Genomic DNA, 25347 nt, shown 5'->3' on the forward strand with positions numbered 1-25347 from the left:
CAAGACGCTATACCGGGAAATGGATGGTATAGGGGATATTGTTCGCAATCAAGCAGTCGAGCACCGCTTGGGTTGGGCCCAGGCTGTTGTAGCCGTTGTGCGGCAGGAAATGCCAGTGGATCCCTCGTACCTTGTACTTGCTTGTCTGCTTGTTCGCGTCCACTACGTCGACAGACGGCTGCTTGAGCATCCAGGCGTCCTTCTGGCATTCGGCCAATTCGCTGCCGTAGTCCGGGACGCCGGTCTTCACCTCGTGCAGGGTCAGTTCGCCCGGCGGATCCTCAACGGCGATGTCCGGCTTCCGCGAAACCGATCTCGGCGTCGGATACTGAGGCGTCAACACCTTGAGGTTGCGGTGTCGGATACCCGTGAGCAGATTGTCGGCGACGAAGTTCTCCCCGTCGCGCCAGTCGTACATGTAGCGAACACGCGGACCCTTGACGTGCAGGACGTTCTGGTACGCGGCCCGCAACCTGGCGAAACTCGTCCGCTCACCCTTGGCGAGTCGCAGCATGCTGGAGCGGACGGAGAGAGTGCCGACGCCAGCGGTCGCCGACTCCGCAGCGAAGCCGGCGTCCTGAAGCGCGGTCCAGTCGTCACCGAGGATCTGCTCGAGCGCGGCTTCCTTGATGCTGTCCGGAATGCTCTCGTACGTGGCGACGAGCAGGACGACTTGTTCGAGTCGGTGCGCGAATTTGAGGACGAATCGCAGGGCCTTCCCCGGAATCGCCACGGCGTCGCCCACGTAGGGGACGACGCCGAGAATGCTCAGCCCCGCACCGATCCAGTCGCCGTGGATCAGCCCGGCGATCGTGTCGCGGATGTCGGCGAGGCCACCGACGATCCAGCCGACGACCGGGATGAAGCTCAGCGCGCCGGAGCACAGGTTCCCGGAGAGCCAGGCGATCGAGTCGCGCGGGGCGAAGTCGCCGGCGAACATGCCGAGCAGGAAGTCGGACACGTACGTCCACTTGCTGACCTGCTCGTCCGGCCGGCCCGGGTCGAGGCCCTGGTCGTCCTTGTGCGCCACCTCGTAGTCGTCGCGCAGGCCATCGCCGTCGGTGTCCTGGACCAGGGGGTCGATTCCCAGGTCGTTGATTTCCGTGCCGTCGGACAGGCCGTCACCGTCGCTGTCCACATTGTTGACGTCGGTGAGGGCTTCCTCCTCGGCGACGTCGATCAGCCCGTCGCCGTCGGTGTCCGCCTCGTTCGGCACGGGCACGATCGGCGGGACGTCGCCGGGCGCCGGCGGGGCGCGGGGCTGGTCGGGGACCAGCGGGTTGGTGCCGTTGGCGACCTCGGTGCCGTCGTTGACCCCGTCACCGTCGGTGTCCGGGTCGGTGGGCGAGGTGCCCAGGTCCTGTTCCTGGAGGTTGGTGAGGCCGTCGTTGTCGATGTCCTCGTGGCCGTCGGTGACCGAGTCGCCGTCGGTGTCGACCATGTTCGGCCTGGTCCAGCCTGCCAGCTCGGTGATCTCGAACTTGTCGGTCAGCCCGTCGCTGTCGGAGTCGACCAGCAGCGGGCTGGAGCCGAAGCGCAGTTCGACCACGTCGACCACGCCGTCGGAGTCGTGGTCGCCGTCGTAGGTGATGCCCAGCCGGGTCAGCACGTTGAAGCCGCTCGCCCAAGCCCGCCCGGCCTGGATCGTCGCCGGCTCCACGTTGGCCTTGGCCAGCATGTCGTCGGCCTTGGCCAGGTTTGCCTTCGCGTCCTCGAGATCCGCGAACGCCGCGGTCAGCCCCGCCGGGGCGGGCGCGGGTGGCGGGCTGGCCCGGAACGGCCCGATCGTCGCCTCGGCGTCCTGGATCGCCGCGTCGGCCAGCAGCCGTACGCCGGTGAGGGTCTCCACCAGGGCCCGGACGTGTGCCTGCTCGGCCTCACCGTTGGGTGGGCTGGCGCCGGTCAACCGGCTCTTGAGGAACGACTCCAGGTGCTCCAGGTTGTCGAACGCGACCTGGCCGTCGGCGGCGCTCTTGAGCCGGGCGCCGTCGAAGTATCGGCTCTCCACGTCGGCCAGCACCGGGGCGAGCCGGCTGTCGCCCAGCCCACCCTCCACGTACGGGCTCAACGCCTGGCAGGACTCGGTGACGTAGAGCTGCGCGTCGCGGGTGTACTTCGCGGTCGGGATCTTCCCGACCTCCGTCTGCCACAGGGGCGTTCCCTCGGCCGACGCCGGACCGCCGAAGAGCGCCAGCTGCGCCACGACGGCAGTCGCCACCGCCGCAGCCAGACTTCTTCGTCGTAGTCGTCCATGGAATCTCATAGATACTCCCATTTATCGATGGGGCGTGATCGTGAGCAGACTAGCTGGCAGGGGTTAACGTTCACCGTCCCTTGTCATGTATCCGGATGTATGTTCCACATCGGACTGATGGGTGCGCCTTCCCGACAAGCGTCGCCGACCGCGGCACCGCCACCGGCACGCCACCCGGGCGCGCTGCGCGAGCGGCCGACACCCGCCCGGTCGATCCGGCAGGATGGGTACGTGGTGGACGCGGTGCTCTTCGACCTGGACGGCGTGATCGTGGACTCCGAGCCGGTCTGGGAGGAGGTCCGGCGGGCGTACGTGGCCGCGCACGGCGGCACGTGGCAGCCGGACACCCAGCGCCGGCTGATGGGGATGAGCACCGGCGAGTGGGCCGCCTACCTCAGCGGCGAGCTGGGCGTCGACCGGACGGCCGAGCAGGTCGCCGCCGAGGTGGTGGCCGAGATGACCCGGCGGTACGCGGCGCACGTACCCCTGATCGACGACGCCGACGCGGTGGTGCGCCGGACCGCCGCGCGGTGGCGGCTGGGGCTGGCCAGCTCCTCCCCCACCGCGCTGATCGGGGCGGCGCTGACGGCGACGGGACTGACCGACGCGTTCGGGGCGACGCTGTCGACCGAGGAGACCCCAAGAGGCAAGCCCGCGCCGGACGTGTGGCTGGCGGTGGCGGCGCGGCTCGGCGTGGACCCGGCCCGCTGCGTGGCGGTCGAGGACTCCTCGAACGGCGTCCGGTCGGCGGCCGCCGCCGGGACCCGGGTGGTGGCCGTGCCGCACGGGTCCTACCCGCTGGACCCGGACGCCGAGGCGCTGGCGGCGGTGGTGCTGCCGTCGATCGACGCGCTCACCCCGGAGCTGGTGGAACGGCTGGGCTGAACGACTTGCTCCTGACGCGACGTCAGGTCATAGCGTCGGTCCCCGTCACCGCACGGTGCGGTGACGCGAGGAGGGAGCGGGACGTGGCGGCCACCTGGCGGATCGGTGAGCTGTGCCGGCGTACCGGGCTGACCGTCCGGACCCTGCACCACTGGGACCACGTGGGCCTGCTGCGGCCGTCGGCGCGGACGTCGTCGGGCCACCGGCTCTACGACGCGGGCGACGTGGACCGGCTGTACCGGATCGTCGCGCTGCGCGAGCTGGGCCTGCCGCTGGAGACCATCGGCGCGCTGCTGGACGGCGGCGGGGCGGGTGGGCCGGGGCTGGCCGAGCTGCTCGGCGAGCACCTGGCGCACGTGGAGCGGCAGCTGGCCGCGCTGGGTGGGCTGCGGGACCGGCTGGCCGCGCTGGTGCCGGCCGTCCGCGCCGCCGGTGGGGCCACGCCCGTCGACCTGCTCGCCCTGATCGAGGAGGTGACCAGGGTGGACGACACGATCCGGAACTACTTCACCGAGGAGCAGCTCGCCGCGTTGGCGCAGCGGCGGGAGCGGCTCGGCGAGGCGGCGATCCGCGATGTGCAGGAGGAGTGGCCGAGGCTGATCGCCCAGGTCCAGGCGGAGCTGGACGCCGGGACCGACCCGGCGGAGCCGCGGGTGCGGGCGCTGGCGAAGCGCTGGATGGAGCTGCTGGAGGCGTTCCACGGTGGCGACCCGGGGCTGCGCGACTCGCTCTACCGGATGCAGGCGGAGAACAGCGCGGAGATCGCCCAGCAGTTCGGCGGCCCGTCCCCGGAGCTGATCGACTACGTCAAGCGAGCCGCCGCGGCGGGCTGAGCCGTCGCCCGGACCGCTCGACCGCCGGTGTGTCCCACATGCCGCCCTCCTGCCTCCGACTACCGCGTTGTACCTTTCCAGGGGCACTCGGATCGGAATGATCAGGGGGCGGCCGGGTAGCGCAGCCGGTGGCGTACGTGACGATGGTGAGGGGACGGGATGAAGGCGATCGTGTACGAACGCAGCGGGGACGCCTCGGTGCTCCAGCACGTCGAGCGGCCGATCCCCGAGCCGGCCCCGGGCGAGGTGCTGGTGCGGATGGCGGTCTCCGGGGTGAACCCGACGGACTGGAAGGCCCGCCAGGCGTGGCCGCTGCCGGCCGGTTGGCAGATCCCCGGCCAGGACGGCGCGGGCGTGATCGAGGCGGTCGGCGAGGGCGTCGACCAGATCCTGATCGGCTCGCGGGTGTGGCTCTGGGAGGCGGCCTGGCAGCGCCCCTGGGGCACCGCTGCCGAGTACACGCTGGTCCCGGTCCGGCACGCGGTGCGGCTCGGTTCCGCCTCGTTCGACCTGGGCGCCTGCCTGGGCATCCCGTTCATGACCGCGCATCGCTGCCTGACCGCCGGCGAGTTCATGCCGGACAAGCTGCACGCGGGCGCGCTGAGCGACCACGTGGTGCTGGTGCAGGGCGGGGCGGGCGCGGTGGGCAACGCCGCGATCCAGCTCGCCCGCTGGGCCGACGCCTGCGTGATCGCCACGGTGAGCACCCCGGAGAAGGCGCAGCTCGCCGCGGCGGCCGGCGCCAACTTCGTGATCAACTACCGGCAGCAGGACGTGGTGGCGGAGGTCCGCAAGGTCGCGCCCGACGGGGTGCACACCATCGTCGAGGTCTCCGCCGCCCGCAACGCCGCCACCGACGTGCAGATCCTGCGGGCCGGCGGCGCGGTCTGCGTGTACGCCGACGACGGCGGCGCCGAGGTCACGCTGCCGATCCGGACGCTGATGATGCCGAACGCCCGCTGGCAGTTCGTGCTGATCTACACCGCCCCGAAGGCGGCGAAGGCGCAGGCGGTGACCGACATCGCGGCGGCGGTGGCCCAGGGCGCGATCCGGGTGGGCGAGGAGGCCGGCCTGCCGCTGCACCACTACCCGCTGGCGGCGACCGCGGCGGCGCAGAAGGCGGTGCAGGACGGGGCGGTCGGCAAGGTGCTGATCGGCACCACGGAGGCGGGGTAACGCGAAACTGATTTCGCCATCATCGGGACAGAGGCGAACAAGTTTCGCGAGAATGACGGTGCGGGCCAGCCCCGCACATGGACGGGCGGCCCCGGCGCGGTGCGAACGCCGGGGCCGCCCTCTGGGGAGGGATGCCTTCAGGAAGGTGTTCCCTACCCGTGCAGGCGACGGTACGCCGGAAAGTGTTACGGCGCGGTCAGTTCACGTACGTCGAGGCCGCCTTCCGCGTACCGGGACCGGACCACCTTCTTGTCGAACTTGCCGACGCTGGTCTTCGGCACCGCGTCGATGAACGCCCAGCGCTCCGGCAGCTGCCAGCGCGCCACCGACTTCCCGAGGAAGTCCCGCAGCTCCTCCGCGCTCACCGAGGCGCCCTCCCGGACGACCACGGTGGCCAGCGGCCGCTCGTCCCAGCGATCGTCCGGTACGCCCACCACGCACGCCTCCAGCACCGCCGGGTGCGCCATCAGGGCGTTCTCCAGCTCCACCGAGGAGATCCACTCCCCGCCCGACTTGATCACGTCCTTGGCTCGGTCGCTGAGGGTGATGTAGCCGTCGGGCGAGAGCGTGCCGACGTCGCCGGTCCGCAGCCAGCCGTCCCGGAACTTCTCCTCGTCCGGGGCCTCGTCCCCGACGTACCGGGCGGTCACCCACGGCCCGCGGACCTCCAGCTCGCCCACGGAGGTGCCGTCGGCGGGCAACTGCTCACCCAGCGGGCCGACGATCCGCGCCTCGACCCCGGCCGGGATGCGGCCCTGGGTGTACCGGTAGCGCCAGGCGGCCTCGCCGGTCGCCCCGGCCGGGGGCCGGGAGACCGAGCCCAGCGGCGACATCTCCGTCATGCCCCAGGCGTGGATGACCTCGATTCCGTGCCGCTCGTGGAACGCGTGCATGAGCGCCGGCGGGCAGGCCGAGCCGCCGACGATCACCTCCGTGAGCGAGGAGGTGTCCACGTCGTGACTGTCCAGATAGTTCAGCAGGTCGGTCCAGATCGTCGGCACCGCGCCGGCCAGGGTGGGCCGCTCGGCGGCGATCATCGCGGCGATCGGCTCGGCCTGGAGGAACCGGTCCGGCATGATCAGCGACGCGCCGGAGAGGAACGCCGCGTACGGCAGGCCCCAGGACATCGCGTGGAACATCGGCACGATGGCCAGCTCCCGGTCCTTCGGGCCGAGCCCGAAGCCCTCCGGCATGCAGACCTGGAGCGAGTGCAGGTAGATGGAGCGGTGCGAGTAGGCGACCCCCTTGGGGTTGCCGGTGGTCCCGGAGGTGTAGCAGAGCGCGGCCGCGTCGCGCTCGTCCACCTCCGGCCAGTCGTAGGTGTCGGGCCGGTCGGCCAGCAGGGCGTCCCAGTGATGTACGGCGATCCGGTCGCCGGCCGCCGCCACCAGCGGGGCCGGGTCGCCGCCGCCGACCACCACCACGTGCCGCACCGTGGTCAGCTGGCCGATCACCCGGGCGAGCAGCGGGATCAGGGTCGTGTCGACCAGCACCACCCGGTCCTCGGCGTGGTTGGCGATGTAGGAGACCTGGTCGGGGAAGAGCCGGATGTTGAGGGTGTGCAGCACCGCGCCCATGCTCGGCACGGCGAAGTAGGCCACCAGGTGCTCGTTGTTGTTCCACATGAACGTGGCGACCCGCTCGTCACCGGTCACCCCGCACTCGTCGCGCAGCGCGTGGGCCAGCCGGGCGGCGGTGCGGCCGACCTCGGCGTACGACATCCGACGGGGTTCGGCGCCGGTCCAGGTGACGACCTCGGCCGTGCCGTGCACGGTGGAGCCGTGTTCGAGGATCCGGGCGACCTGGAGGGGGGCGTCCATCATCGTGCTACGCATGGGTAACAAGCTAGTGGCGGCGGTCACACACGGGAAGCCCCGGAACGGCCGAGCCGATCGCGGAAGGTGCGTAGATTGTCCGGGTGAGCATCTCGTGGGCCGACTCGTACGTGGGGCAGCTGCGCGCCCTCGCCGGTGACCGCACCCTGATGTTCGTCGGCGCCCGGGCCGTGGTCCGGGACAACGCCGCCCGGGTGCTGCTGATCCAGCGCTCCGACAACGGCCAGTGGGCCATGCCCGCCGGTGCGATGGAGCTGGGCGAGTCGATCGCCGACTGCGCCGTCCGGGAGGTACGCGAGGAGACCGGCCTGCGCGCCCTGCGGGTCAGCGCCTTCGCCCTCTACACCGGCCCCGACCGCACCCACACCAACATGTACGGCCACACCTACCAGATCTTCACCACCGCGTTCCGGGTCGAGGAGTGGGACGGCGAGCTGGCCCGGTTCACCGACGAGACCACCGACGCCGGCTTCTTCCACCCGGAGGAGCTGCCCACCCCGCTCTCCGCCAGCGTCATCGAGACCCTCGCCGACCTGGACGTCTTCGAGCAGACCAACCGGCTCATCCTGAAGTGACGGCGCCGGCCCCCACGGGCTGCCCGTCGGGGGCCGCCCCGGTGTGCTGGCCCGGCCGCGCACCGGACCGTTCCGCACCGATCCCGGCGACCACCACGAAGGCGATGCCGGCCACCGCACCGACGCCCGGCACCTGACCCAGCGCGACCAGGCCGACGACCAGCGCGATGGCGGGCTCCAGGCTCATCAGCGTGCCGAACGCGGCGGTGGTGAGCCGGCGCAGCGCCAGCAGTTCCAGCACGAACGGGACGACGGGCAGGAGCACGGCCAGCCCGAGACCGGCCAGGAGCACCGGCCAGGTCAGGCGGCCGAACGCCGAGGGACCGACGACCAGGGTCGCGACCACGGCGGCCACCGGCATCGAGACCGTCAGGCCGCGGACGCCGGCGACCTCGTCGCCCACCCGCTGGGTGAGCACGATGTACCCGGCCCAGCACGCCGCCGCACCCAGGGCGTACGCCACCCCCACCAGGTCCGCCCCGCCGTGCCACGGCTCGGTGAGCAGCAGCACCCCGACCGCCGCGAGCGCCGGCCAGAGCTTGCTGCTGCCCCGACCGCGCGCCACGGCCACCCCCAGCGGCCCGAGGAACTCCAGCGCGCTGGCCGTGCCCAGGGGCAGCCGAGCCACCGCCGCCATGAACAGGATGGTGACGCCGGCCGTCACCATGCCGAGCGCCACGCAGGCGCGCAGGGCGGAGCGGGTGAAGGTCGACGGGCGGGGCCGGACCACGACCGCCAGCAGCACCCCGGCCCAGGCCAGGCGCAGCCAGGCCGCCCCCTCAGGGCCGACCCGGTCGAAGAGCCCGACCGAGGCGGCCAGCCCGAGCTGGACACAGGTCATCGAGGCGACCGCCATCGCGGTGCCGGCACGGGTGGAGGTCGCGCTGGTCATGCGGACAGTAGATCCCGCGCCAACCGTTCGCGTCCACGTGCCATTTCTGGACGGACCATTCGCCAATCGTGAACAATTACTCCTCGTGGACCTCCGACGCCTGCGCCTGCTGCGCGAACTGGCCCGACTCGGCTCGATGCGCCAGGTCGCCGACGAGCTGCACCTCACCACCTCGACGGTGTCGCAGCAGCTGGCGGCGCTGGCCCGGGAGGTGGGCACCGAACTGATCGAACCGCACGGCCGCCGGGTCCGGCTCACCCCGGCCGGCCGCCGGCTGGCCGAACACGCCGTGACGATCCTCGCCGCGGTCGACGCGGCCCGGCTCGACCTGGACCCGCGGGCCGAACCCGCCGGCACCGTACGCGTGGCCGGCTTCGCCACCGCCGTCCGGCGCTCGCTGCTGCCGCTCATCGCCCGGCTCGCCGCCGACCACCCGCGGGTACGCCTGCGCATCCACGAGCACGAGCCGGCCGAGGCGTACGCGTTGCTCGCGGCCGACGACATCGACCTCGCGCTGACCTACGACTACAACCTGGCCCCGATCTCCGCCGACCACGGGCTGGAGGCCGCGCCGCTGTGGTCCGCGGCGTGGCACCTCGGGGTGCCGGCCGACGCGGCGCCCGGTCCGGCGGATGACGCCCCGGCGGTCTTCGACCGGTTCCGCGACGCGGACTGGATCGTCAACTCGCGTAACACCGCCGACGAGGTGGTGGTCCGCACCATCGCCTCGATGGCGGGCTTCGAGCCCCGGATCCGGCACCGCGCGGACAGCCTCGAACTGGTCCAGGACCTCATCATCGCGGGACTCGGCGTCGGTCTGCTCCCCGGCGACCAGCCGACCCTGCCCGGCGTCCGCCTGCTGCCCCTCGCCGGACCACCGGCGCTGCTGCGCGCGTACGCCGTGACCCGCCGCGGCCGGGCGGCCTGGCCGCCGCTGGCGCTCATCCTCGACCTGCTCACCGCCCGCCCGGCTCCGCCGGGCAGGTGACCCGCGCCGAACGGTCAGAGCATCGTCTGGGACTTCGCCTCCATCTCGGCAGCGGCCTCCTCCTTCGACTCCCGGGTCAGCGGCTTGCCGCCCGGGGCGGCCGCCTTCCCGCCGAGCGGGTCCGCGCCGCCGGTGGCGCCCTGCGGACCGGTCCCGCGCAGCTGGTCGTTCGGCAGGGCCAGGGTGACCAGCACCGCGAGGATGGCGATCAGCCCGGTGGTCAGGAAGACCAGGTGCAGCGAGTCCACGAAGGCGCCCTGGATCGCGCCCCGGACCGGGGCGGGCAGGGCGAGAATCGTCTTCGGGTCGTTGATCGAGATGTTCGCGCCGCCCCGGGCCATCACCGCCGCCTGCTGCTGCGGCGAAAGCTGCGCGATCGCCCCCGGCAGCCGGTCGGCGAGGTGGCGGGTGAGCTGCGAGGAGAGCACCGCGCCGAGGATCGCCACGCCGAACGAGCCGCCCAGCGAGCGGAAGAACGTCGCCGACGAGGTGCCCGCGCCCAGGTCCCGCACGTCCACCGCGTTCTGCACGGCCAGGATCAGCGACTGCATGCACAGGCCCAGCCCGACGCCGATCACCACCATGTAGCCGAACGCCACCCAGAGCGAGGTGGCCACCTGGAGCTGCCGGAAGAGCAGCATGCCGGCGACCAGCACCGCCGAGCCGGCCACCGGGAACCACTTGTAGCGCCCGATCCGGCTCATCGCCCGGCCGGTGAGGATCGAGGTGAAGATGATGCCGGCCATCATCGGCAGCATCAGCAGACCGCTGCGGGTCGGCGAGGCGCCCTTGACGATCTGCAGGTAGAGCGGGATGAAGATGATCGACCCGAACATCACCAGACCGAGCACGAAGCCCGCCGCGTTGGCCAGCGCGAAGGTGGCGGTGCGGAACAGCCGCAACGGCAGGATCGGCTCCCGTACCCGGGCCTCCTGGAGCACGAAGAGCGTGCCCAGCACCGCGCCGGCCACGAAGAGCCCGATGATCACCCCGGACCCCCAGCGGTACTGGCTGCCACCCCAGCTCAGTGCCAGCAGCAGGCAGCTCACCCCGGCGACCAGCAGCGCCGCCCCCAACCAGTCGATGGCGTGCTCCCGCCGCTCGAACGGGATCAGCCGCATGACGTGGTAGCAGACCACGATCGCGAGGATCGCCAGCGGCACGTTGATGTAGAAGATCCACCGCCAGTTGGTCTCCGCGAAATAGCCGCCGACCAGCGGGCCGGCCACCGACGAGATCCCGAAGACCGCGCCGAAGAACCCCTGGTAGCGGCCGCGCTCCCGGGGTGGGACGACATCCGAGATGATGGTGAACGCGAGCGTCAGCAGACCACCCGCGCCGAGGCCCTGCACGCCCCGGGTGACGATCAGCTGGGTCATGTTCTGCGACAGGCCGGCCAGCAACGAACCGAGCAGGAACGTGCCGATCGAGAAGAGGAAGACCGGCCGGCGCCCGTACAGGTCCGCCATCTTGCCGTAGAGCGGGGTGGAGGCGGTGGAGGCGAGCAGGTACGCGGTCACCACCCACGAGTAGTGGTTGATCCCGCCCAGCTCACCGACGATGGTGGGCAGTGCCGTACCGACGATGGTCTGATCCAGCGCCGCCAGCAGCATCCCGGTCATCAGACCGAACATCAGCAGGCGGATCTGACGGGGGTGCAGCACGGGACGACCGTGGGCCTGGGCAGTCATCAGTCCCTCTTTCCCACGTCACACGGATCATGCCCGGCGAACACGTATCGGCGGCGCGGGCGTGACCGCCCGCGCCGCCGGCTCGGTGCTCAGTGCTTCCCTTCGGCGAACTCCTCGACGATCTTGGAGCAGAAGGCCGGCAGGTCGCCCGGCTTGCGGCTGCTGACCAGCCCGTTGTCGGTGACGACCTGCTCGTCGACCCAGGTCGCGCCGGCGTTGGTGAGGTCGGTGCGCAGGCTCGGCCAGGAGGTGATCCGGCGGCCGCGCACCACGCCCGCCTCGACCAGCGTCCACGGGCCGTGGCAGATCACCCCGACCGGCTTGCCGGCATCGAAAAAGGAGCGCACGAACCGCACCGCGTCCGGGTCAGTCCGCAGGAAGTCCGGGTTGGCCACGCCGCCGGGCAGCACCAACGCGTCGTACGCCCCGGCGTCCGCCTCCTTCGTCGTCACGTCCACCGGGTACTGCGCGCTCTGGTCGAGGTGGTTGAAGGACTGGATCGAACCGGGCTTGAGCGAGACCAGCTCGACCCGGGCTCCGGCGTTCTCCACCGCCTCGCGGGGCCTGGTGTACTCGACCTCCTCCACGCCGTCGGCGGCCAGGAAGGCGATCCGCTTGCCCTGCAGTGTCGCTGCCATGGTGGTTTCTCCTCTCCGGGGGTCACCTCCACCCGTTCCCGCCGCGGAGGGGGCGAAACCGGCGGTCCGGGGTGGTCAACACCGCAGGTTTGGCCCGACCGGCTGGGGGGACCCCGAGGTACATGGCAGGAGCAGCAGCCGAAGAACGTCGGCTCGCCACCGTGGTGGAGAGCTGGCAGGGGCGTCCCGTGCTGATCATCGGCGACGCCATGCTGGACGAGTGGCGCTTCGCGGAGTCCGAGCGGCTCTGCCGGGAGGCGCCCGCCCCCGTGCTCACCCTGCGCCGGCGCATCTCCGCGGCCGGCGGCGCGGCGAACACCGCCGTCAACGTGTCCGCCCTCGGCGGCCGGGCCGCGCTGGTGGCCCCGGTCGGCGCCGACGTGGCCGGCGACGAACTGCACGACTGTCTCGACCGCGCCGGGGTCTGGGACCGCACGGTCAACCAGCCCGGCCGGCCGACCCCGGTCAAGCGGCGGATGCTCGCCGGCAACCAGATCCTGCTCCGCGAGGACTCGGGCGACCCGGACGACGCGCTCGCCGACGACGGGGTGGCCCGGCTGCTCACCGCGCTGCACTGCGCCACCGAGGAGCTGCGGGCCGCCGCGCCGGGACAACCGCTCACCCTGGTCGTCTGCGACTACGGCCTGGGCGCGCTGCCCCCGGCCGTGCGGGCCTGGCTGGTCGCCAACCGGGACCGCTACGCCACCGTCGCCCTCGACGCGCACGACCTGGCCGACTGGCGCGGCCTGAACCCCACCGTGGTCACCCCGAGCTTCGCCGAGGCGGCCCGCCTGCTGGCCCGGGCGGCGGCCGGCTTCGGCGGCACCACCCGGACCGGCGCGCCCGGCACCACCGCCGGTGACCTGCACCTGGACCACCCGGCCGACCCGACCGACGGGCCGTCCGAGCTCGTCGTCGGCGCGGCGCCCGGCGGGGCCGGCGAGCGGACCCCGGGCAGTCCGCACCCCACCTCCGGCGCGCCCTCGACCGACCGCACCGGCGCGTCCGCCGGGCCGACCGGCGAGCCGACGCCCGGCGAGGAGCGGGTCGCGCTGACCGGCGACGGGCTCAGCGTGACCGGCATCGGCGTGACCGTGAACGCCACCGCCGGTGAGGGCGTCGACCGGGCCGTGCTGGCCCAGGCGCGCCTGGCCGAACTGCGCGCGCACACCGGCGCGGACGTGGTGGCGGTGACCCTGGACACCGAGGGGGCGGTCGTCGGCGGGGCCGACGGCAAGCCCCGGCGCAGCCACAGCACCCCGGTCCCGGCCAGCCACGCCGTCGGCGCCGGGGACGCGTACCTGGCGGCGATGACCCTGGCCCTGGCCGCGGCGGCGAGCCTGCCGACCGCCGCCCAGCTCGCGCAGCTCGCCGCCACCATCACCGTCTCCGACACCGGAACCTGCGTGTGCCGGCAGGAGGACCTGCTCGACGCGCTGGGCACCGGGCCGGACGAGGCCGACCACCCGACCCTGATCGGCGCCGAGGAGCTGACCGCGATCGTCGCGGAGCACCGCCGCGCCGGCCGCTCCATCGTCTTCACCAACGGCTGCTTCGACGTGCTGCACCCCGGGCACGTCCGCTACCTGACCCAGGCCCGGGCGCTCGGTGACCTGCTGGTCGTGGCGGTCAACTCGGACGGCAGCGTCCGCCGGCTCAAGGGGCCGGACCGGCCGGTCAACCCGGTCGAGGACCGGGCCGCGCTGCTCGCCGCCCTGGAATGCGTCGACCACGTGGTGGTCTTCGAGGAGGACTCCCCGGCGGCCCTGATCGAGATGGTCCGTCCGGACGTCTACGTCAAGGGCGGCGACTACCCGCCCGAGATGGTCCCGGAGGCGCCGCTGGTCCGCCGGCTCGGCGGGCAGGTCCGCACCCTCGGGTACGTGCCGGACCGCTCCACCTCGGCGATCATCGACCGGATCCGGGCGCAGTCGGTCACCCCGACCGTCGGTGAGGGGACGGGCAGGCCCGCGTGAACCGACCGCTCGACCTCGGCACCCCCGACCGGTTCCGCCGACCGCGGCCGGTGGACGTGCTGATCCCCACCCGCAACCGCCCGGCCGAACTGGCGGTGACCCTGTCCGGGCTGGCCGCCCAGGAGGGCGTACCCGAATTCGGGGTGGTGGTGAGCGACCAGTCCGACGACGGTCCGGCGTACGCCCACCCGGCGGCGGCCACCATGGTCCGGGCGCTGCGCCACCGGGGCCACCCGGTGCTGCTGACCCGGCGGCTGCCCCGGCGTGGCCTGGCCGAGCACCGGGCGTACCTGCTCGGCCAGTCGGCGGCCCGGTACGTGCTCTGCCTCGACGACGACGTCTGGCTGGAACCGGGTGCCCTGGCCCGGCTGGTCACCGCGATCCGGGAACTGGGCTGCGGCTTCGTCGGCAACGCCGTGCACGGCCTCTCCTACGCCGAGGACGTCCGGCCGGAGGTGCACGTCCACTACGAGGAGTGGCAGGGCCCTCCGGTCCCCGAGCGGATCCGGCCGGGCACGCCGGAGTGGCAGCGGGCGGCCATCCACCCGGCGGCCAACGTCCTGCACGTCACCGAGAAGCTGCGGCTGCCGGCCGGGGCCTGGCGGGCGTACAAGGTCTCCTGGATCGGCGGGTGCGTGCTCTACGACCGGGCGAAGCTGCTCGACTCCGGCGGCTTCGAGTTCTGGCGCCGGGTGCGGGAGCAGCACCAGGGCGAGGACGTGGCCGCGCAGATCACGGTGCTGGAGCGGCACGGCGGCGCGGGCGTGCTGCCCAGCGGGGCGTACCACCTGGAGTCGCCGACGACGGTCACCGAACGGCAGGTGGAGGCCTGGGAGGCGGTCCTCACCGACCAGCCCTCCCCGGCCTGACCCGAAGGAAGGGCCCCTTCTTAACGCCTCCGGTAGAGGAGGGGCCCCTTGTTAACACCCGCCTGTTAACAGGGGGCCCCTCCTTACTCGGCGAGCAGTTCGCGGGCGGCCTCGACCACCTCGATCACCGGCACGTCGGCGACGAAGGAGTCCCGGTGCGGGCAGTCGCCGCTGCCCGGGCGGTGCGGGTAGATGCCGGGGGTGCAGTCGACGCCGCAGACGGGGCAGTGGGTGGTCCAGGAGGCGATCGGCCGGTGCCGGGCGCGCAGCGGCGACGCCCCGTTGATCAGGTTGCCGACCCAGTAGACGCCGACCGTCGGGGCGCCGACCGCGGCGGCCAGGTGCAGCGGTCCGGTGTCGTTGGAGATCACCACCGAGCAGCCCTCGAAACAGGCGGCCAGCCCGCCGAGGCTGAGCGTGCCGACCTGCGGGCGGACCGGCACGCCGGCCGCCGCGACCACCTCGGCGACCGTCTCCTGCTCGGCCGGCGTGCCGGTGACCAGCACCTCGTACCCGTCGCCGGCCAGCGCGCGGGCGACCTCGCCGAACCGCTCCGGCGGCCAGCGCCGGCGGGTGTCGGTCGCGCCCGGGTGCAGCGCCACCCGGCGCCCGGTCGGCTCGCCCAGCACCTTTCGGGCCTCGACCCGGTCGGCGTCGATCACCGGCAGGGCGGGGGTGATCGTGGTGGCGGGCGCGCCGACCAGGGCCACCGCCTCCAGGTAGCGGATCACCTCGTGCTGGTAGTACACGTACCGCAGCCAGCGGTCCAGCGGCGGCGCGTCCTCGGCCCGCAGGCCGGCGGTGACCCGGGCGCCCAGCGCGGCGACGATCGGGTTGGAGTTGGCGCCGCCGCCGTGCAGCTGCAACGCCAGGTCGAAGCGTTCCGCCCGGGCCGCCGCCAGGAAGCCCGCCAGGTCGGCCGGGGGCTCGTCCGGGACCGGGTCACGGATCCCCGGCGCGGGCGGGATCACCAGCACCCGGTCCACCGGGCCCGGCCGGTCGCGCCAGAGCTTCGCGTGCCACGGTGCGCCGAGCAGCACGATCTCCGCATCGGGGTACGCGGCCCGCAGCGCCTCCAGCGCCGGCAGGATGAAGATGAAGTCGCCGAGCGCGTTCGCCCGCAGCACGGCGATCCGTGCCACCTCGGGTACGCGCTCGCCCACCGGGCCGAGCACGGACGGGGCGGCCACGCGACCCCTACGGCCGGTCGATCTCGTCGACCGTGGTGTCCGGGTGGTGCAGCTCCCGGTCCGCGGCGGGGTCGGCCAGGATCCGCGTACCGCCGGTGGCGGCGCGCGGGCCGGTGCGCCCGACGGTGATGGTGCGCGGCGTGGGGCGGGCCGCCCGGGGCAGGCGTACCCGGAGCAGGCCGTGGTCCATCAACGCGTCGATCCGGTCGGGGTCCACCCGGGACGGCAGGTCCACCCGGTACTCGAAGCCGCGCGTCTCGAACCCGCCCGGGATGCCCTGGTCGGCGTTGACCTCGGCCTCCGACCGGGCCCGTACGCACAGCTCCCGGTCGTCCAGCTCGACGGCGACCTCCTCCGGCGCGACGCCGGGCAGCCGCACGACCACCTCCCAGCCGTCGGCGACCTCGGTCAGTTCGACGTCGGGGCTGCCGGAGCGGCCACCGACCAGGCGGCTCAGCTCGGAACGCAGCGACTGGAGCTCACCCATCGGGTCCCAGCCCTGCTGGCGCCCGCGCCAACCCCGACCACTGCTGTGTTCCGTCATCGCACGTCTCCGATCCGCTGGTGAGCCGAGGGGGGTCGCAGCGAACTCGGGGCGTTCAGGTCGTGCTCCGGGTCCACGCCGACGCCGAGCCGGTCGACCAGCTCGCCGCCGAGCCAGGCGCTGACGCCGAGGATCGCCACGGCGACCACCTCGATGGCGATCAGGGCGCCCCCGGCGGCCCGGGAGTCGGCGTTGAGCCGGACCACCCAGACCGCGGCGAAGAGCAGGATCACCGCGACGTTGGCGGCGGCGTGGGTGAGCCCGACCCGCTTGGCGCGGGTGCCCGTGGGCAGGGCGAGCAGGTCGAACGAGCCGGCCACCGCGGCCAGCAGACCGCCGATCAGACCGACCGTGATGTTCCAGTACGCGACCTCGCCCAGGAAGTCCGGCCCGCCCACCGTGTCGACCACGTCGAAGATGACCGCGGTGACCAGGAGCGCGACGGGAAACATCACCAGCATCGGGTGCACGGGATGGCCGAGCACCTTCAGTCGGCTCTCCATCTCGGCCTCCATCGGTCGCATCCGAGCGCGCTGCGGTTCTGGCCGTACCCGCCCGCTCCGGGCCCAAAACTCGTTCGGCGCGCTCTCCTAGGCTGACGATGACGGAAACCGGCCGGTCGCGCGCCGGAATCGCCGTCATGGTCAACGGACGGGGGAGGTCGCACGTGACGACGCAGGAGATCACCACGGCGGAGGAGCTCACCGAACTGCTGGGTACGCCGAAGCAGCGGGCCCGCGACAAGGAACGCCAGGTGCTGCACGCCCGGGACCGGGAGTGGCTGGCCGCCTCGCCGTTCTGCCTGGTCGCCACCGCCGACGCGGACGGCGGCTGCGACGTCTCCCCCAAGGGCGACCCGCCCGGCTTCACCCTGGTGCTGGACGACACGACCATCGCCATCCCGGAGCGGCCCGGCAACCGGCGGGCCGACGGCTACCGCAACATCCTGGCCAACCCGCACGTCGGGCTGATCTATCTGATCCCGGGACGCACCGACACGCTGCGGATCAACGGCCGGGCCCGGCTGGTCCGGGACGCGCCGTGGTTCGACGACATGGTGGTCCGCGGGCACCGCCCGGTGCTGGCGGTCGAGGTCGCGATCGAGCAGATCTTCTACCACTGCGCGAAGGCGTTCCTCCGCTCCGAGCTGTGGCAGCCGGGCACCTGGCGACCGGACGCCCTGCCGTCCCGGGCGCGGCTGGTCAAGGAGGTCGAGGCGCCGACGGAGAACCTCGCCGACCTCGAACGCCACTACGGCCCGGACTACGCGAAAACCATCTACGTCTGACCTCGCCCCGGCCCGTGGTGCCGACCGTCCACGTTTGGGCGGACGGCTGAGGGTACTGATCAGGGGACGGCCCACCGCGTCACGCGGCGCTGGCAACCCCCTGAACACGGGTCGAGGAAGGATGATGTGCGATGCCCACGAAGAACGGCACGGGGCGCGGCAGCGGCTCGACCGCGACCACCAACCCGCCGGGCAACCAGACCCCGAACACCCCCGACATCAACGAGAGCGAGATCGCCCGCCTCAAGGTGGACCAGTTGCGCGACCGGCTCCACCGCCGAGGCGTCACCGACACCGCTGACATGCGCAAGGACGACCTGGTCAAGGCGCTGATCAAGAGCATGCGGGACGGCGCCAAGAAGAGCACCTCCGCGCGCGCCGGCGGCTCCTCGTCGCGCGGCGGCTCGTCGTCGGCCAAGAAGAGCACCTCGTCGTCGGCCCGACACACCTCCGCGAACCCGCCGGGCAACCAGACCCCGAACACCCCCGACATCAACGAGAGCGAGATCGCCCGCCTCAAGGTGGACGAGCTGCGCGACCGGCTCCACCGCCGAGGCGTCACCGACACCGCCGACATGCGCAAGGACGACCTGGTCAAGGCCCTGGTCAAGAGCCTGCGCGACGACTCCGACCGGTCCGGCCGCGGCGGCTCGTCCGGGGGCGGGGTCCGCACCGGGTCGCAGAGTTCCCGGTCCCTGAAGTACGCCCAGGAGGTCACCTCCGTCGACGACGAGCCGGAGCGGCCCGGCCGCAGCCTGGTCACCACCGACCACGACGTGATCCGCCGCTGGGCGGAGGCGCGCCGGGGCGTGCCGACCACGGTCGACGGCACCGAGCACGACGGGCACGCCGGGGTGCTGCGTTTCGACTTTCCGGCCAACGGCCGCGAGAAGCGGCTGCGCGAGATCAGCTGGGACGAGTGGTTCCGCACCTTCGACGAGCGGCGGCTGAACTTCATCTACCAGGAGGAGCGCTCCGACGGGCGGCAGAGCAACTTCTTCCGGCTGGAGAGCCCGGACCGCGAGGACGGCTGATCCCCTGATCGTGCGGAGGCCCGGGTCGACTGTCGACCCGGGCCTCCGGCGCGCAGCAGCTGCTCGACCGGCTGCGACGCCAGAGATACTGGCCCGGTTCGACCCCATGCCGTGAACCCACTGCCGGCGATCGGGCATAAACAGGTGTGAACGAACTACGCTCGCAGCCAATGCAGGTCGCCGACGACGTGCTGATCCGCGAGTCGATACGAGAACCGGAACGGTTCGCGCCGATCTTCGACCGACACGCCGCCGCCGTGCATCGCTACCTGGCCCGCAGGATCGGAGCGCCAGCAGACGATCTGCTGGCCGAGACGTTCCTGGTCGCGTTCCGGCGGCGAGCTTCGTACCAACCGATGCAGCTCGACGTGCGACCGTGGCTGTTCGGCATCGCCACCAACGTTCTGCGCCGGCACGTGCGCCAGGAGGAACGCCGATTCGGGGCGCTCGCCCGGGCCTGGCTCCTCGAGACCGCCTCGCACGCTGACGACCCGTCCGACGACCGGCTGGATGCCCAGGCACTGCGGTCCGAGCTGGCCGCGGCACTGGCGGGGTTGAAGCCCCCGGACCGGGACGTCCTGCTGCTGCTGGCGTGGGCCCAGCTCTCGTACGTCGAGATCGCCGCCGCGCTCGACATCCCGCTCGGAACCGTGCGCTCACGGATCAACCGAGCCCGCCGTCTCACCCGTGCTGCATTGAGTTCGCTCCAGGAGGACCGATGAACGAGGTCAAGTTGTTGGAGACGCACGGGCCGAACGGGCCGGACCTGTCCGACGAGGCGCTGCACGCCGCTCGTACCAGGCTGCTCGCCGAGATCTCGGCCGCCGCGACGGCCGTGCCGTACTCCACCCGATCTGCCCTGCTCAGTCGGCTCGGTGCGGTCCGGCCGGGCCGTCGGCAGCTTCTCGCGCGTCTGGCCCTCGCCGGGGCGGGGCTCGCCGCGGTGGCGGCGACGGCTGTCGCCGTCATGCCGGAAGCGTCGCAGCAGCACGCCACCCGCCCGCCCGTCACGGCAGACGGGCCGCCCCGCACCCGCCCGGCCGTGCCAGCCCGGATCAAGCTGGTCGCGGTGACCGCACCGGAGTTCCCGTACGCGCTGCCGAGCCTCGGCAAGCCGACGTTCACTGCCGATCCGGGTGGCCCCATCATGGCCGTCTATCTGGCACCGGACGGCAGCGACGTGGTGCTCACCAGCGGCACAGGGAACGAGGGCCAGCCGATGCGGGGGGAGCGCGACATCAGCGTCGACGGCCGGCCCGGCCGCATCATCTCGATATCGGACGTCTCGGGCGCCGCGGCCTCGGTGCAGCTGACCTGGGAGCGCCGACCCGACGAGTGGGTCATGATCGTCGGCAACGGCCGCCATGCCAGCGTGGAGGCCGTTCTGCAACTCGCCCGTCAGGTGGTGGACCAGCCTCAGCGTCTCGCCTTCAAGGTCGCTGTCGGCTTGGTTCCGGACGGTTGGAAACTCGGCGGGTTCAAGGACGGCGGCTCGATCATCTCCTACCGTGACCCGGCGAACCCGGACCTCGACCTGCACGTGCAGTGGACACCGAAGCCGGACACGGCCCCGGATTCCCGCATCGAGGGCTTCGAGACCGCGCGTACCGTCACGGTCAACAAGCGGCCGGCCCGGCTCGTCCAGGCAACGCAGTTCTGGCGGCTGACCGCCCCGCTCTCCGACGGATCCGGGTTCACGCTGATGACCCCGCGCTCGTTCACGCCGGACCAGGTACTCGCCGTCGCGAACAGCATCCGGCTGAGCCGCACCTAGCGGGACTCCTCGGCGCACGGATCGGCTGCTCGGGGACCCTCCGTTTGCGCGCCTACCCGGTTGAGCGCGATTTCCTGGGGTACGGATTCCAGTGCGGACGACTGAACGACGAGGAGGGTCCATGACCACAAAGGTCGAGAAGTCCATCGAAGTCAACGTGCCGGTGAGCACCGCGTACAACCAGTGGACGCAGTTCGAGGAGTTCCCCCGCTTCATGGGCGGCGTCGAAGAGGTGCGCCAGCTCGACGACCGGCGGATGCACTGGGTCGCCGAGATCGCCGGCGTGAAGCGCGAGTGGGACGCCAAGGTCCTGGAGCAGGTGCCGGACCGGAAGGTGGCCTGGGCGGCCACCAGCGGCGCCACCAACGCCGGTGCGGTCTACTTCCAGCCGATCGGCGCCGACCGTACCCAGGTCCGCCTCTCCCTCGAGTACGAGCCGGAGGGGCTGGTCGAGAAGGCCGGCGACAAGCTGCACGTCGTCGAGAAGCGGGCCGAGGCCGACCTGGAGAAGTTCAAGTCCTACATCGAGGGCCGGGGCGCGGAGACGGGCGCCTGGCGGGGCACCATCGACGAGGGCCGTACCCTCGGCACCCCCGGCGTGGAGCACGCCGCCGGCTCGCTGGGCGACGACGGTAAGGCCGGGGTCTCCGGCAAGGCCGTGGCGGCAGGTGCGGTGGCCGCGGGCGCGGCGGCGGCCGGTGCCGCCGCGGTGGCCAAGCACCGCCAGGACGGCGACGAGGACAGCCCGCCGGAGCCGGAGGGCGGGTACGTGGTGACCGACGTCCCGGCGCAGCGGCCGGCGACCTTCCCGCCCGACCCGGCCGACCCGCGCCGCAACCTCTGACCTTTCACCTCCCTGCCGGAGCGAGCCCGGCGGGCCGGCTCCCCCGTGCCGTGCCCGTCGGGCTCGCTTCGTGCCGGCCGCGGCCCCCGCGAAAACGGCGGCTCCCCCGCCGCGGTCGCGACGGGGGAGCCGGTCGAAGCTGCCGACGAGGTCAGTAGACCTTGAAGCTCCGCCGCGGGCTGTAACCAGCGGCGTGGTCGGTGTCGGCGGGCTTGTACACCCGGTAGTAGTACGTGGTCCGGCTGGTCGGCTTGATGGAGAACGAGTAGGTGCTCGACGACGAGAGCGTCCTGCTCGTGATGTTCTTCCACGAACCGCTGACCAGGCGCTGCAGGTAGACCGTCTGACCCGCGTGGCTCGGCGAGACCGAACCGGAGAGGGTCACCGTGCCGCCCAGGGCGAACGAGGTCTTCGACAGGTTCCCGGTCACCAGGGTGGCCACGGTCACCGTCCGCAGCGGAGTGACGCTGCCGGTCAGGCTGCTGGAGCCCCGGTAGAGCCACTCGTAGCTGACACCCTTGGCGGGCTTGTGGGTGTACGTGAGCGCGCCGCCGGTGCCGCTGGTCACCGTGGTGATCAACGTGTACGACGAGGCGCCCTTGTACTTGCCGTAGAGCTGGACGGGCAGCCCGGCCAGGCCGGCACCGGTGTCCTTGCGGACCAGCTTGCCGGTCAGCGTCACCGCGCCACCGTAGGTCAGCGCGGTGGTGCTGCTGCCGATGGTGACCCCGGTGCCCAGCATCGTCAGGATCGGCGCCGAGCTGTACAGGCCGGACCGGTCCCGCACCCACACCCGGAAGGTGTAGGTGGTGCCGGCGACCAGGCCCGTGACGGTGGCGGAGCTGCCGGCGCCGGCGTACACCCCGATGCCCTCGCTGACCCGGGACGGCGCGGTGGTGCCCGCGTTGGCCCGGATGATGACCTGGTCCAGGTCGGTGATGTCCGGCAGCGTCCAGCTCAGCGTGGCCCCCTGGAAGGCGCCCTGGGCCTTGAGACCGGTGACCGCTGGCGGCGCGACGTCGACCGTCCGGAAGGTGGTGCTGAACGTCTCCGTCTGGACGGTGCCCGCGCTGTCCTTCACCCCGCTGACCACGATCCGGTACGGCGTGTTGTCCTGCAGTGCCGCGGTCGGGGTCAGGGTCACGGTGTCACCGCTGACCGACAGGTCGGCGGCGACCGCGACCCCGGTACGGCCGTTGAGCAGGCGCACGGTGGACGAGGTCACCGAGGCGGCGTCCACGTTCCGGGTGAAGGTCACGCTCGGCTTCGTCGTGAGCGGCACCACCGTGGCGAAGTCGGCCGGGGACGCGCCGCGTACCCAGGCCTGCTCGCCCACCGGGCTCGGCGCGGCGCCGTTGTACGCCACGTCCAGGCCACTGTTGTAGTCGGCCAGGACAGCGTCGACCTTCTTGTCGCCGTTGATGTCGCCCACGGCCAGGCCCTGGAGGTTGTAGTGCGAGGCGTACGGGATCGACGACACGGCCGGCGCGCCGAGCGAGCCGTCGGCCTGCTGGGCGAGCACGCTGAGCGTGTTCCAGCCGCCGTGCGCCGTGACCACGTCGGTCCGGCCGTCACCGTTGACGTCGGCGGCCTCGATCGGCTCCGGGATGTCGGCCACGGGCACCAGCCGGGGGGCGTCCAGCCCACCGGTGGCGTTCTGCCGGAAGACGGCGACCTGCGAGGTCGGCCGGTTGCCGCCGAGGCTGGCGATGACGTCGGCCTTGCCGTCGCTGTTGACGTCGGCGACCTCGATGCCGTTGGTGCCCCAGGTGGAGCCGGTCGCGTGCTCGGTGCGGGTCCAGCCGGCGTCGGTGTGGTGCCAGACCCGGACGGAGGTGCCGGACAGGCCCACCACGTCGGCCTTGCCGTCGCCGTCGACGTCACCGACCTCGATCTCCCCGGAGCTGTCGCTCGTCACTGAGGAAACGGTGAAGGTGTGGTCCGCCTCCTGGGTCAGCAGCTTGATCCCACCGGTGGCCGTGGCCACCAGGTCGGCGTCGCCGTCGCCGTCCATGTCCCCAGCCGTGACGGCCTGGCTGCCGGCGGTGCCGGCGACCGGGCCGGTGGACTCCAGCGTGCCCGCGTCAGTCTGCCGGAAGATCTCCACGCCCGGAGTGGTGGCCAGCGCGACGTCCTGCTTGCCGTCGCCATTGGCGTCGACCAGGGTCAGGCTGGCGTTGTCCGAGTACTGGAGCCCGGTGGCGTACGTGACCGGGGTGCCCAGGGTGCCGTTGGAGGTCTGCGGGAAGACGAAGAGCTTGTAGTCGTTGGTCGCGTCGAAGTAGTAGCTCGTCGACATGACCACGTCGTTGCGACCGTCACCCGTCACGTCGCCGATGGCCACCGCCTCCGGCCAGGAGCCGGTGCTGGTCGACTGGGTCGGCCCGAACAGCGGCGCCTCGCCGCTGGCCAGCGACAGGGTGTAGGCCCGGGCGTCGAGGGCGCCGTTGTAGTTGCGCACCGAGACGTAGTAGGTGCCCGCGGCGACCTTGGCGGAGACCTTCTCCGCACCACCGGCGGCCTGCGTGTCGGACTGGCCGACCAGGCGCAGGTTGCTGTCGTAGACGGCGAGGACCGGGTCCACGTTCTGCGACAGGTTCCCGTCGTAGGCGGGCGGGTTCACCGTGACGTCGACGGCCTTGAGGCTGTCGACGGAGAACTTGTACCAGTCGACATCGCCCTCGGCACCGATGGTGCCGGTGACCGAGGAGCCGAGCGGGGTGGCCCGGGCCGGCACGTCGTTGGGCTCGTTCGCGCCCAGGGACGGGGTCGGGAATTCCGGGGCCCAGCCGCCGCCGACCGAGGCGTACGCGTCGAGGACGCCGTAGCCGTAGTACGGGTCGATGCCGCGCGGGCCGGCGTCCCGGGCGTTCTTCCGGAGCCAGGAGAGGACCTGCGCCGGGGTCAGCGACGGGTACAGCGTCCGCACCAGCGCGGCGGTGCCGGAGACGATCGGGGCGGAGAAGGAGGTGCCGTCGCCGATGTAGTAGTCCCCGCCCGGACCGGTGGAGACGATCCCCGCGCCGGGGGCGGCGATGTCGATCCAGTCGCCGTACGAGCTGAAGTCGGTGAGCTTGCCGGCGGCGTCGGTCGCGGCGACCGCGATGACCTCGGAGTACGCCGCCGGGTACTGGGCCCGGCCGTCGCCGTCGTTACCGGCGGCCACCACGACCACCACGCCCTTGCCGGTCGCGTACTTGATCGCGTCGTGCAGGGCCGAGTCGTCACCGGGACCGCCGAGCGACATGTTGATGATCTTGGCGCCGTGGTCGGCGGCCCAGATCACGCCCGCGGCGATGTCCGAGTCGTACCCGGAGCCCTCGGCGTCGAGGACCTTGACCGGCATGACGCGGGCAGTCCACGCGGCGCCCGCCACGCCGATGCCGTTGCCGGTGTTGGCCGCGGCGATGCCGGCGACCATCGTGCCGTGGCCGTTGTCGTCGGCCGGCGCGGCGCCCGGGGAAAGCACGTTGTAGCCGGTCACCGTCCGGCCGGTGAGGTCCGGGTGGGTGACGTCCACGCCGGTGTCGACCACCGCGATGACCTGGCTGGTCGAGCCCTTGGTCCGGTCCCACGCCTGCGGCAGCCGGACCGTGTTCAGGTAGTTCTGGTCACCGTAGGTGTACGCCGGGTCGTTCGGCGCGACGGTGGCCTTGCGCTTGTAGTCGAGGCTGACGCCGGCGACCGCCGGATCCTTGCGCAGGCTGCGCATCAGGTCGACGGCGGAGCCCTTTCCGTGCACCTTGACCCACCGGGTCCCGCGGATGGCGGAGCTGGTGCGGACGTCGCGCCGGGAGAGGACCCGGTCCTTCGCGGACTTGGCGGCGTCGGACTTGAAGCGGACCAGGACGGCGTTCGCGTCGAAGTCGCGCTCCTTCAGGTCGCGCGGACGTTCCAGCCGCGGCAACTGCTTGGCGCTGAACTCGTGATCGGGTGACTGGGCAGCGTAGGCAAGGTACGCGGGCGGGACGAGCGCCCCCGTGACGGCCAGTGCGAGCGCAGCCACCGCCGAACGGCGGAGTGGCAAGAGAACCCCCGTGTTGAAGGGATGTAGAAGGCCG

Annotated in this window: 20 protein-coding genes and 1 pseudogene; 12 read left to right on the plus strand and 9 right to left on the minus strand. The window is 72.4% G+C overall.

Going from position 1 to position 25347, the window contains the following annotated elements; genetic code table 11:
* Positions 1 to 7 precede the first annotated feature (7 nt).
* The gene (locus Q2K19_RS08930; protein ID WP_302769366.1) at positions 8 to 2263 is read right to left on the minus strand and encodes a hypothetical protein; all 2256 of its coding nucleotides are present in this window, start codon (positions 2261 to 2263) and stop codon (positions 8 to 10) included.
* A gap of 222 nt (positions 2264 to 2485) precedes the next feature.
* On the opposite strand from Q2K19_RS08930, the gene Q2K19_RS08935 reads away from it, so the two are divergent.
* From Q2K19_RS08935 to Q2K19_RS08945, 3 genes are all read left to right on the plus strand, one after another.
* On the plus strand, positions 2486 to 3139 hold the full coding sequence (locus Q2K19_RS08935) for an HAD family hydrolase (protein WP_302769369.1): 654 nt from the start codon (positions 2486 to 2488) through the stop codon (positions 3137 to 3139).
* 83 nt (positions 3140 to 3222) lie between these two features.
* On the plus strand, positions 3223 to 3972 hold the full coding sequence (locus Q2K19_RS08940; RefSeq protein WP_302769372.1) for a MerR family transcriptional regulator: 750 nt from the start codon (positions 3223 to 3225) through the stop codon (positions 3970 to 3972).
* A 159-nt stretch (positions 3973 to 4131) separates the two neighbouring features.
* Complete coding sequence (locus tag Q2K19_RS08945) at positions 4132 to 5148, plus strand: NADPH:quinone reductase (RefSeq protein WP_302769375.1); 1017 nt, start codon at positions 4132 to 4134, stop codon at positions 5146 to 5148.
* 185 nt (positions 5149 to 5333) lie between these two features.
* Here Q2K19_RS08945 and Q2K19_RS08950 read toward each other — a convergent pair whose 3' ends face one another.
* Entirely contained in the window at positions 5334 to 6983 is a 1650-nt protein-coding gene (locus Q2K19_RS08950) for a fatty acid--CoA ligase (protein WP_302769377.1), read from the minus strand.
* A gap of 83 nt (positions 6984 to 7066) precedes the next feature.
* Between Q2K19_RS08950 and Q2K19_RS08955 the strand changes: the two genes are divergently transcribed.
* On the plus strand, positions 7067 to 7558 hold the full coding sequence (locus Q2K19_RS08955) for an NUDIX domain-containing protein (protein WP_302769379.1): 492 nt from the start codon (positions 7067 to 7069) through the stop codon (positions 7556 to 7558).
* On the opposite strand, the gene Q2K19_RS08960 is transcribed toward Q2K19_RS08955, so the two are convergent.
* Entirely contained in the window at positions 7545 to 8450 is a 906-nt protein-coding gene (locus tag Q2K19_RS08960; RefSeq protein WP_302769382.1) for an EamA family transporter, read from the minus strand. The two genes, Q2K19_RS08955 and Q2K19_RS08960, sit on opposite strands and share 14 nt — an antisense overlap.
* An 85-nt stretch (positions 8451 to 8535) precedes the next feature.
* Between Q2K19_RS08960 and Q2K19_RS08965 the strand changes: the two genes are divergently transcribed.
* Positions 8536 to 9438 (plus strand): LysR family transcriptional regulator, encoded by a 903-nt coding sequence (locus Q2K19_RS08965; RefSeq protein WP_302769385.1) that lies wholly within the window; start codon positions 8536 to 8538, stop codon positions 9436 to 9438.
* A 14-nt stretch (positions 9439 to 9452) separates the two neighbouring features.
* Here the strand turns inward: Q2K19_RS08965 and Q2K19_RS08970 are convergent, their stop codons facing one another.
* A complete protein-coding gene (locus tag Q2K19_RS08970; RefSeq protein ID WP_302769388.1) occupies positions 9453 to 11129 on the minus strand; it encodes an MDR family MFS transporter in 1677 nt (558 codons plus the stop codon).
* Between the two features lie 89 nt (positions 11130 to 11218).
* Positions 11219 to 11767: a type 1 glutamine amidotransferase domain-containing protein gene (locus Q2K19_RS08975; protein ID WP_302769391.1), complete on the minus strand. Its 549-nt coding sequence runs from the start codon at positions 11765 to 11767 to the stop codon at positions 11219 to 11221.
* 122 nt (positions 11768 to 11889) lie between these two features.
* On the opposite strand from Q2K19_RS08975, the gene rfaE2 reads away from it, so the two are divergent.
* Together rfaE2 and Q2K19_RS08985 are read left to right on the plus strand one after the other, a co-directional pair.
* Positions 11890 to 13743 carry a D-glycero-beta-D-manno-heptose 1-phosphate adenylyltransferase gene (rfaE2, locus tag Q2K19_RS08980; protein ID WP_302769394.1) on the plus strand — a complete coding sequence of 618 codons (1854 nt, stop codon included), beginning with the start codon at positions 11890 to 11892 and terminating at the stop codon, positions 13741 to 13743.
* A complete protein-coding gene (locus Q2K19_RS08985) occupies positions 13740 to 14612 on the plus strand; it encodes a glycosyltransferase family 2 protein (protein ID WP_302769396.1) in 873 nt (290 codons plus the stop codon). Before rfaE2 ends, Q2K19_RS08985 begins: the two co-directional genes overlap by 4 nt.
* Positions 14613 to 14695: 83 nt before the next feature.
* Here the strand turns inward: Q2K19_RS08985 and Q2K19_RS08990 are convergent, their stop codons facing one another.
* The 3 genes from Q2K19_RS08990 to Q2K19_RS09000 are packed head-to-tail and all read right to left on the minus strand — an operon-like array spanning position 14696 to position 16849.
* Positions 14696 to 15802 (minus strand): glycosyltransferase family 9 protein, encoded by a 1107-nt coding sequence (locus Q2K19_RS08990; RefSeq protein WP_302769398.1) that lies wholly within the window; start codon positions 15800 to 15802, stop codon positions 14696 to 14698.
* Between the two features lie 7 nt (positions 15803 to 15809).
* Positions 15810 to 16346 carry an Hsp20/alpha crystallin family protein gene (locus Q2K19_RS08995; RefSeq protein WP_302769400.1) on the minus strand — a complete coding sequence of 179 codons (537 nt, stop codon included), beginning with the start codon at positions 16344 to 16346 and terminating at the stop codon, positions 15810 to 15812.
* Positions 16343 to 16849 carry a DUF2231 domain-containing protein gene (locus tag Q2K19_RS09000; RefSeq protein ID WP_302769401.1) on the minus strand — a complete coding sequence of 169 codons (507 nt, stop codon included), beginning with the start codon at positions 16847 to 16849 and terminating at the stop codon, positions 16343 to 16345. The genes Q2K19_RS08995 and Q2K19_RS09000 overlap by 4 nt, the downstream gene beginning before the upstream one ends.
* A 137-nt stretch (positions 16850 to 16986) precedes the next feature.
* Between Q2K19_RS09000 and Q2K19_RS09005 the strand changes: the two genes are divergently transcribed.
* The 5 genes and pseudogenes from Q2K19_RS09005 to Q2K19_RS09025 all read left to right on the plus strand — a co-directional run.
* A complete protein-coding gene (locus Q2K19_RS09005) occupies positions 16987 to 17634 on the plus strand; it encodes a pyridoxamine 5'-phosphate oxidase family protein (protein WP_302772355.1) in 648 nt (215 codons plus the stop codon).
* A gap of 341 nt (positions 17635 to 17975) precedes the next feature.
* The gene (locus tag Q2K19_RS09010) at positions 17976 to 18668 is read left to right on the plus strand and encodes a hypothetical protein (RefSeq protein ID WP_446839759.1); all 693 of its coding nucleotides are present in this window, start codon (positions 17976 to 17978) and stop codon (positions 18666 to 18668) included.
* Positions 18669 to 18838: 170 nt separating this feature from the next.
* The gene (locus Q2K19_RS09015; RefSeq protein ID WP_302769406.1) at positions 18839 to 19390 is read left to right on the plus strand and encodes an RNA polymerase sigma factor; all 552 of its coding nucleotides are present in this window, start codon (positions 18839 to 18841) and stop codon (positions 19388 to 19390) included.
* Positions 19387 to 20442: a hypothetical protein gene (locus tag Q2K19_RS09020; protein WP_302769409.1), complete on the plus strand. Its 1056-nt coding sequence runs from the start codon at positions 19387 to 19389 to the stop codon at positions 20440 to 20442. Before Q2K19_RS09015 ends, Q2K19_RS09020 begins: the two co-directional genes overlap by 4 nt.
* A gap of 121 nt (positions 20443 to 20563) precedes the next feature.
* Positions 20564 to 21013 (plus strand): annotated as a pseudogene (locus Q2K19_RS09025) (SRPBCC family protein); the annotation flags it as partial.
* A gap of 424 nt (positions 21014 to 21437) precedes the next feature.
* Here Q2K19_RS09025 and Q2K19_RS09030 read toward each other — a convergent pair.
* Positions 21438 to 25292: a S8 family serine peptidase gene (locus Q2K19_RS09030; protein ID WP_302769411.1), complete on the minus strand. Its 3855-nt coding sequence runs from the start codon at positions 25290 to 25292 to the stop codon at positions 21438 to 21440.
* Positions 25293 to 25347: the final 55 nt, after the last annotated feature.

This window comes from Micromonospora sp. NBRC 110009 (assembly GCF_030518795.1).
Classification (GTDB): domain Bacteria; phylum Actinomycetota; class Actinomycetes; order Mycobacteriales; family Micromonosporaceae; genus Micromonospora.

Excerpts from the sequence above, each read along its gene's own strand:
- Q2K19_RS08930 (WP_302769366.1), bottom strand. The coding sequence starts at position 2,263 with ATGAGATTCCATGGACGACTACGACGAAGAAGTCTGGCTGCGGCGGTG.
- Q2K19_RS08945 (WP_302769375.1), top strand. The coding sequence starts at position 4,132 with ATGAAGGCGATCGTGTACGAACGCAGCGGGGACGCCTCGGTGCTCCAG.
- Q2K19_RS08950 (WP_302769377.1), bottom strand. The coding sequence starts at position 6,983 with ATGCGTAGCACGATGATGGACGCCCCCCTCCAGGTCGCCCGGATCCTC.
- Q2K19_RS08960 (WP_302769382.1), bottom strand. The coding sequence starts at position 8,450 with ATGACCAGCGCGACCTCCACCCGTGCCGGCACCGCGATGGCGGTCGCC.
- Q2K19_RS08970 (WP_302769388.1), bottom strand. The coding sequence starts at position 11,129 with ATGACTGCCCAGGCCCACGGTCGTCCCGTGCTGCACCCCCGTCAGATC.
- Q2K19_RS08975 (WP_302769391.1), bottom strand. The coding sequence starts at position 11,767 with ATGGCAGCGACACTGCAGGGCAAGCGGATCGCCTTCCTGGCCGCCGAC.
- rfaE2 (WP_302769394.1), top strand. The coding sequence starts at position 11,890 with ATGGCAGGAGCAGCAGCCGAAGAACGTCGGCTCGCCACCGTGGTGGAG.
- Q2K19_RS08995 (WP_302769400.1), bottom strand. The coding sequence starts at position 16,346 with ATGACGGAACACAGCAGTGGTCGGGGTTGGCGCGGGCGCCAGCAGGGC.
- Q2K19_RS09000 (WP_302769401.1), bottom strand. The coding sequence starts at position 16,849 with ATGGAGAGCCGACTGAAGGTGCTCGGCCATCCCGTGCACCCGATGCTG.
- Q2K19_RS09005 (WP_302772355.1), top strand. The coding sequence starts at position 16,987 with ATGGTCAACGGACGGGGGAGGTCGCACGTGACGACGCAGGAGATCACC.
- Q2K19_RS09010 (WP_446839759.1), top strand. The coding sequence starts at position 17,976 with ATGCGGGACGGCGCCAAGAAGAGCACCTCCGCGCGCGCCGGCGGCTCC.
- Q2K19_RS09015 (WP_302769406.1), top strand. The coding sequence starts at position 18,839 with ATGCAGGTCGCCGACGACGTGCTGATCCGCGAGTCGATACGAGAACCG.
- Q2K19_RS09020 (WP_302769409.1), top strand. The coding sequence starts at position 19,387 with ATGAACGAGGTCAAGTTGTTGGAGACGCACGGGCCGAACGGGCCGGAC.